Origin of the sequence: Kitasatospora sp. NPDC059571, from assembly GCF_042735675.1 — a bacterium.
In the GTDB taxonomy this organism is placed as follows: Bacteria; Actinomycetota; Actinomycetes; order Streptomycetales; family Streptomycetaceae; genus Kitasatospora.
The window spans coordinates 22292-28564 of sequence record NZ_JBHWBW010000019.1 but is presented as its reverse complement, the minus strand read 5'-3'; the positions used below and the strand labels follow the sequence as shown (position 1 = coordinate 28564).

The window sequence follows — 6273 nt, the reverse complement described above, 5'->3', positions numbered from 1 at the left end:
GCGCCCGCCCCCCCCCCGCCCCCGCGGGGGCGGGGCTCCGGGGGCGGGGGGCCCCGGGGGCGGCCCGGGGCCCCCGCGGCCGGGGTGGTGGGGTCAGAGCTCGCGCAGAGCGGGCAGCAGGGTGCGCTCCGACCAGTCGAGGAACGCCGCCTGGTGGTCACCGCCCACCTGGATCAGGGCAACCTCGTCGAAGCCGGCCCCGGTGTAGGCCCGTACGGCCTCGACGAAGTCCTCGACCCGGTCACCGCACGGGAGGGAGGCGGCGACGTCCTCGGGACGCACGAACGCGCTCGCACCGGCGAAGCCCGCCGTTCCGGGAAGCTCGGAGTTGACCTTCCACCCTCCGCCGAACCAGCGGAACTGGTCGTGTGCGCGGGCGACGGCCTGTGACCGGTCCGCGTCGTAGCAGACGGGCACCTGCCCCACGCGCGGCTTTCCCGTGCCGCCGTACCGGTCGAAGGCTGCCAGGAGGTCGGCGTTCGGTTCCACGGCGATCACCAGGTCCGCCAGTCGTCCGGCCAGCTCGCAGGACCGGTCACCGGAGACCGCGACCCCGATCGGCGGCGGGGTGGGCGGCAGGTCCCACAGCTTGGCCGACGCCACTTCGAAGTGCTCGCCGTGGTGCGAGACGTACCCGCCCCCGAACAGCGCCCGGATGATGCCGACCGCCTCCGCGAGGCGGTCCTGACGGACGTCGGCGCCGGGCCAGCCCTGTCCGGTGATGTGCTCGTTCAGGTTCTCCCCGCTGCCCAGCCCCAGCCGGAAGCGACCCTCGGAGAGCAGCTGCACGGTCGCCGCCTTCTGGGCCACCACGGCCGGGTGGTAGCGGAAGGTCGGACAGGTGACATAGGTCATCAACGGGATCCGGGACGTCGCCTGAGCGGCGGCCCCGAGCACCGCCCACGCGTAGGAGGCGTGTCCCTGGCTGTCCAGCCAGGGGAAGTAGTGGTCGGAGATGACGGAGAAGTCGTAGCCCACCTGCTCGGCATGGACCACGTCCCGCACCAGCCGGCTCGGCCCGGTCTGTTCGGTCATCATCGTGTAGCCGATTCTCACCATGGCCCGCGCGTGCCCGGTGCCGGCCGTTCGGAACCCAGGCAGCGGCCACGATTCCACCCGCGGGAGGAGCGTCGCCCCCGGCGCCTGCTGTCCCCGTTGCCCACGCGGGGAGTGCCACGCACGCCGGGATGACGGCGGGATACCGGGTGTGCCGTCGACCGCCGTGGCCGCCCATGGTGCGTTCCCATCGTCGTGGTGACTGCTGCCGCAACGCCTGCCCCGATCAGAGCGGCCGTTCGGGGCGGGACAAATCCGCGATCCGGGTAGGCGTACCTCAGGCCACGGCCCCGGCCGTGTCGCCCGCTACCCGCAGCCGGCTCACCAACGACGGAGGGCACGATGTCCCGACAGCAGATCGCCGAACCGCTGAACATCTATCTGAACGACCACCTGACCGGTGCCTTCGGCGGCGCCGCGCTGGCCCGCCGGATGGCCGGCAGCCACGCGGACCCGCGGCGCGCCGCCGACCTGCGCCGACTCGCCCGGGAGATCGCCCAGGATCGGGACGACCTGGTGCGGATCATGAACAGGTTGGGCGTGCCCGTCCGCCACTACCGCACCTGGCTGGGTGTCGCCGGCGAGCGGATCGGCAGGCTCAAGCCGAACGGCACCCTGGTCCGCCGGTCGCCGCTGAGCGACCTCATCGAGCTGGAGGCAATGCGCACCGGCGTCGAGGGGAAGTCGGCCCTGTGGCGGGCCCTGCGCAGTGTCGCCGAGGACGACCCCCGTCTGGACACCGCCGCGGTGGAACGCCTCGCGGACCGGGCCCGGGCGCAGGCCGACCTCCTCAACGGGTGGCACCGGGAGACCAGCGCCGAGGTGCTGGCAGGGCATCCGGGCCGGTAGGCGGCGCGCAGCCCCAGACCGTATCTGCCGGACCACCGGCAGCCGCGAGCGCCGTCGCACGGCGGCACGGCGGCACGGCGGCACGGCGGCACGGCGGCACGGCGGCACGGCGGCACGGCGGCACGGCGGCACGGCGGCACGGCGGCACGGCGAGAACGTCCGTCAGGTCGGTCCCCTCCCGTGCCGGGCGGACCCGGTGCCCCAACGGCTGGTACCTGACCCGCCTGCCTCATGGAAGCGCTCGCCACCTACCACGCCAACGGGCCTTCACATGCGTTGTCCGGCACCACCGAACGGGTCCCGCCCGTCAAGGCACCGGGGTGGATCGCGGCGGAGATGCCCCCCGCCCGCCGGGCATTCCGGCCGCCCTACCGGGCGAGCGCCTCACCGAGGCCGTCATCACACCCGACGAGGTCAAGGCCCTGGAGCGATCCGCGGAACAGCGCAACATCACGGCCCCGACCCCCAAGGATGTCCGGGCCAAGGCCCAGGACGACGAGGACGTGCCTGCGGCCGACACCCAGGCACCGTGACCCGCAGCGGTCGGCTCGGCCGCCGCCGGGCGGCGGCCACCGCTGCGGGCCGTACAGAGCGTCACGGCCGGTGCCGGCGCGGTGGCCGGCGCGGGCCGAGCCGCGAAGCCGGAGTGTCAGCGCCAGGCTCCGGAGTGACGGAAGAAGCCTCGCAGGCGCTGCTTGAGACTCTGCTCGGGCGGTGGGAGGTCGTCGCGCGGGCGGTCGGCGGGCCTGCGATGCACCTTCCGCAGCGGCTGCGACCGAGCATGCCGGCCCCCATCGGCCAGTTCGTCCTGCTCGGCTGCGTCGGCAAGGTCGCGCAGCAGGACCGCCTGCTCCCGGTGGGCGTGCCCGGTGACCTCCCGGACGAGGAGTGCGACCTTGCGGTCGAAGACGGCGGAGTCCGCGTGCAGCGGTCCAAGGTCGTCCAGCAGCGCACCGATGGCGGCCAGGCGGATCCGCTCATGAGCGACGGTCTCGGCGCTGTCCGGCAGCGTCCGCAGCGCCATCGGGTACAGGTACGCCTCCTCGACCGCCATGTGCCGTTCCAGCAGCTCGGCCGCCTCGTCGAGGAGCTCGCGGCGCAGTGGGTCCCCCAGCGGCGTGCCGGCCATGCGGCTGAACAGCACCTCCAGTCGGTCGTGGTCGGTGGCCAGGACGTCGATGAGGTCGCTGGAAGTCATGGAGCGGTCCGTCTTCCGTGTGGTGGATGTCTGGGTCCCCCGGGGCGGCGTGTACCCCGGGCCGTGTCCGCCGAACCTGCCCCCGGCCCCCGGCCCCGTTGCCGCTACCCCCCCAACGGCGTCGACCAGGCGTGGTCCGACCTCGCCCGGGTAGGCGCGGCAGCACGAAACACCAAGGCAACGCCGACCAGGAGGTGGACCGTGAGCGAGGAACGGGACTCGGAGCCAACGGTCTGGGCGCTCGCCGTGCAGGAGCAGGAGACCGGCCCTCCCCTGGCGGAGGCGTTCATCGCGGTCGGCCGGCGGTGGCACGCCGAACTGCTCACCCACGCGCTGGAGAGCGGCTTCCTGCTGGCCGCCGGCGAGGCGCCGCAGAGCACCGCCATGGTGGTGATGAACGGCGCCCTGGTCGACCGGCTGCTCTTCGTCGGCGGACGGGAGTCCTGGGAGCCGGTGCCCAAGCCCGCGGCCTCCCCCGAGTGGCGGACCGCCGCCCGCGAGCGCGGCGAAGTGCTGGTCGTCGTCGTCCCGCCCGGCACCTCCCTGGTCGACGACCGGGACGGGCACCCCCGGGACGAGGCCGACGCGTTCGGCCGCAGTGCCACCGAGGCCCGGGACGAGGGCGTCGTCCTGCACGGCACCGCGGCGCTCGCCCTGATCTGACACCACGCGCCGCTCCGGCACGCCGCCCGGGGGCGGGTGGGCCACCGGACGGGCAGCGCGGAGGTGGTGCGGCGTGCTCAGAACGTGAGAGGGAGGTGCTCCGGCGGGTGGCGTGCGAGCCGTCGGGCGACCGCAGGCTCGCCCGGCGGCCACTGCGGCGCGCGATCGGCTTCCGGTGGTGGCGGCTGCGCGGGTCGACTGCGCTGCTGCCGGCCTTCGCCGGTTCGGCCGCGGTGCTGGCGGCCTTCGCCTCGGGCGGGCGGACATCGCGATCGGGGTGGTGGTCCGGGGCCTGGTCCGGCGGGCCTCCGCGGCCATGAACGCGCGGATCGCCTGGCTGCGCCTGAGGTCCGACCGGTCATGACCGGTCGGCCCCGGGCCCGGCTGTGCCGGCGGGTGTGCTGTGGCGGCCCGCGGGTAGGCGCGGTGCCGGACCGAGTGCAGACAGTCCCGCACTGGGCCGACCGGGAGCCAACCCATGACCTCTCCAGCGACTCCGACCAGCACCGAAGCCCGCCGAAGGCGGTACCTGCTCTGCCCGCCCACGCACTTCACGGTGAGCTACGCGATCAATCCGTGGATGGACCCGACGCGGCCGGTCGACGGCGCGGCGGCCGAACGGCAGTGGCAGCGGCTCTGCACCGTGCTGCGGGCGTTGGGCCATGAGGTGGCGACCATCGATCCGCTGCCCGGACTGCCGGACATGGTGTTCACCGCCAACGGTGCCACGGTGGTGGACGGCCGGGTGCTGGTGGCCCGTTTCAAGTACGCGGAGAGGGTCGGCGAGGCCGCCGCCCACCGCCGGTGGTTCGCCCGCGCGGGATTCCGGCCCGTGCACACGGCCAGCCTGGTCAACGAGGGCGAGGGCGATCTGCTGCTCGCCGGGCGGCGCATCCTGGCAGGCTCGGGCTTCCGGACGACCGCGTCTGCCCACCGGGAGGCGCAGCGGCTGCTCGGCCTTCCCGTGGTCACCCTGCAGCTCGTCGATCCGCGCTTCTACCACCTGGACACCGCGCTGGCCGTGCTGAGCGACGACCGGATCATGTACTGGCCGCCTGCCTTCGCGCCCGACAGCCGCCGCCTGCTGGCCGCGCTGTACCCACACGCTCTCCTGGCGACCGAGTCGGACGCACTCGCGTTCGGGCTCAACGCGGTCAGCGACGGCCGGAACGTGGTGCTGCCGCGGGCCGCCGCCGGCCTGGCCGCGCAGCTGCACGCGCACGGCTTCCGCCCCGTCCCGGTGGAGATGCCCGAGCTGCTCAAGGCCGGCGGCGGCCCCAAGTGCTGCACGCTCGAACTCCGTGGTGCCTGACCCGCACCGCGTCCCCCTGCGAGAGAGGCCCCCGCATGACGACCGCACTCCGTCCGGCCGCCTCGGCCGCACCCGTTCCGCCTCCGGCTCGCGGCCCGCTCTCCGCGCTGGTGCTGGACCTGCTCGCCGCCTCGCCGGGCACGGCGCCCGGCCGGGCGGCGGACGTCCCGGACGCGCTCGGCGAAGACGCGCAGTTGGCGCTGTACGTCTGCTACGAGCTTCACTACCAGGGCTTCCACCGGGTCGATCCGGGCTGGGAGTGGGACCCGGGGCTGCTGACCCTGCGTGCCGGGCTGGAGGAGGCGTTCCTGGCTGCCCTGCGTGAGGCGGTCGGCGAGCCCGGCCCGCTGGAGCAGGTGATCGCCGACCTGCTGGTCGAGCCCCCGGACGGCACGGGCCCCTCGTACCACCTGCTGGAGCACGGCGCTCGCTGGCAGGCCCGGGAGTACGTCGTCCACCGCTCGCTGTACCACCTCAAGGAGGCCGACCCGCAGCTGTGGGCCGTCCCGCGGCTGCCCCACCCGGCCAAGGCCGCCCTGATGACCGTCCAGTACGACGAGTACGGCGCGGGGCGTCCCGAGCGGGCCCACGCGCTGCTGTTCGCTCAGATGATGGCCGACCTCGGCCTGAACACCCGCTACGGGCACTACCTGGACGCCGTGCCCGCGCCCGCGCTGGCGGTGGTCAACCTGATGTCGATGTTCGGGCTGCACCGAGCGCTGCGCGGCGCGGCGGTCGGGCAGTTCGCCGCGGTCGAGATCACCTCTCCGCCGGGCGCCGCCCGTCTCGCGGCCGCGCTGGAGCGCCTCGGCGCCTCGTCGGCCGGCACGCTGTTCTACCGGGAGCACGTGGTGGCCGACGCCGTCCACGAACAACTGGTGCGCCGCACCGTCCTGGACCCGCTGGTCGCCGGTGACCCGGCGCTCGCCGCCGACATCGCCTTCGGCATCGCCGCCACCGGCGCGGTCGAGGACCGCCTCGCCGCTCACCTGCTCGGCGCCTGGGGCCGGGGCCGCAGCTCGCTGCGCGCACCGCTCGACGACGGCCCGCCGGCCTGACCGCCGGCCCTGGCGGGGATTCTTGGAAACGACCGGTGCTGCTCCTCGCCTCACGTGATTCAGTTCTCAACGACTTGGGAGGGTTGGCAGGTATCACGCCAGCCACAAGCCGGTGCCGCGAGGCCGGTCAGGTGCAG

General features: G+C 74.4%; 7 protein-coding genes. 5 read left to right on the top strand and 2 right to left on the bottom strand.

All coding sequences use genetic code 11. The annotated features are described in order from the left end of the window. Positions 1–93 precede the first annotated feature (93 nt). Entirely contained in the window at positions 94–1059 is a 966-nt protein-coding gene (locus tag ACFV0G_RS04525; RefSeq protein ID WP_380541474.1) for an LLM class F420-dependent oxidoreductase, read from the bottom strand. 339 nt (positions 1060–1398) lie between these two features. Here ACFV0G_RS04525 and ACFV0G_RS04520 point away from each other — a divergent pair, with 339 nt between their 5' ends. Both ACFV0G_RS04520 and ACFV0G_RS04515 read left to right on the top strand, forming a co-directional pair. Further along, positions 1399–1905 (top strand): hypothetical protein, encoded by a 507-nt coding sequence (locus ACFV0G_RS04520; protein ID WP_380541471.1) that lies wholly within the window; start codon positions 1399–1401, stop codon positions 1903–1905. Between the two features lie 320 nt (positions 1906–2225). After that, the gene (locus ACFV0G_RS04515; protein WP_380541468.1) at positions 2226–2438 is read left to right on the top strand and encodes a hypothetical protein; all 213 of its coding nucleotides are present in this window, start codon (positions 2226–2228) and stop codon (positions 2436–2438) included. A gap of 116 nt (positions 2439–2554) precedes the next feature. Here the strand turns inward: ACFV0G_RS04515 and ACFV0G_RS04510 are convergent, their stop codons facing one another. Further along, the gene (locus ACFV0G_RS04510; protein ID WP_380541464.1) at positions 2555–3103 is read right to left on the bottom strand and encodes a hemerythrin domain-containing protein; all 549 of its coding nucleotides are present in this window, start codon (positions 3101–3103) and stop codon (positions 2555–2557) included. Between the two features lie 201 nt (positions 3104–3304). Here ACFV0G_RS04510 and ACFV0G_RS04505 point away from each other — a divergent pair, with 201 nt between their 5' ends. From ACFV0G_RS04505 to ACFV0G_RS04495, 3 genes are all read left to right on the top strand, one after another. Then, on the top strand, positions 3305–3766 hold the full coding sequence (locus ACFV0G_RS04505; protein ID WP_380541461.1) for a hypothetical protein: 462 nt from the start codon (positions 3305–3307) through the stop codon (positions 3764–3766). Positions 3767–4244: 478 nt separating this feature from the next. Then, a complete protein-coding gene (gene ddaH, locus ACFV0G_RS04500; RefSeq protein WP_380541458.1) occupies positions 4245–5078 on the top strand; it encodes a dimethylargininase in 834 nt (277 codons plus the stop codon). A gap of 35 nt (positions 5079–5113) precedes the next feature. Continuing rightward, on the top strand, positions 5114–6136 hold the full coding sequence (locus ACFV0G_RS04495) for an iron-containing redox enzyme family protein (RefSeq protein ID WP_380541455.1): 1023 nt from the start codon (positions 5114–5116) through the stop codon (positions 6134–6136). Positions 6137–6273: the final 137 nt, after the last annotated feature.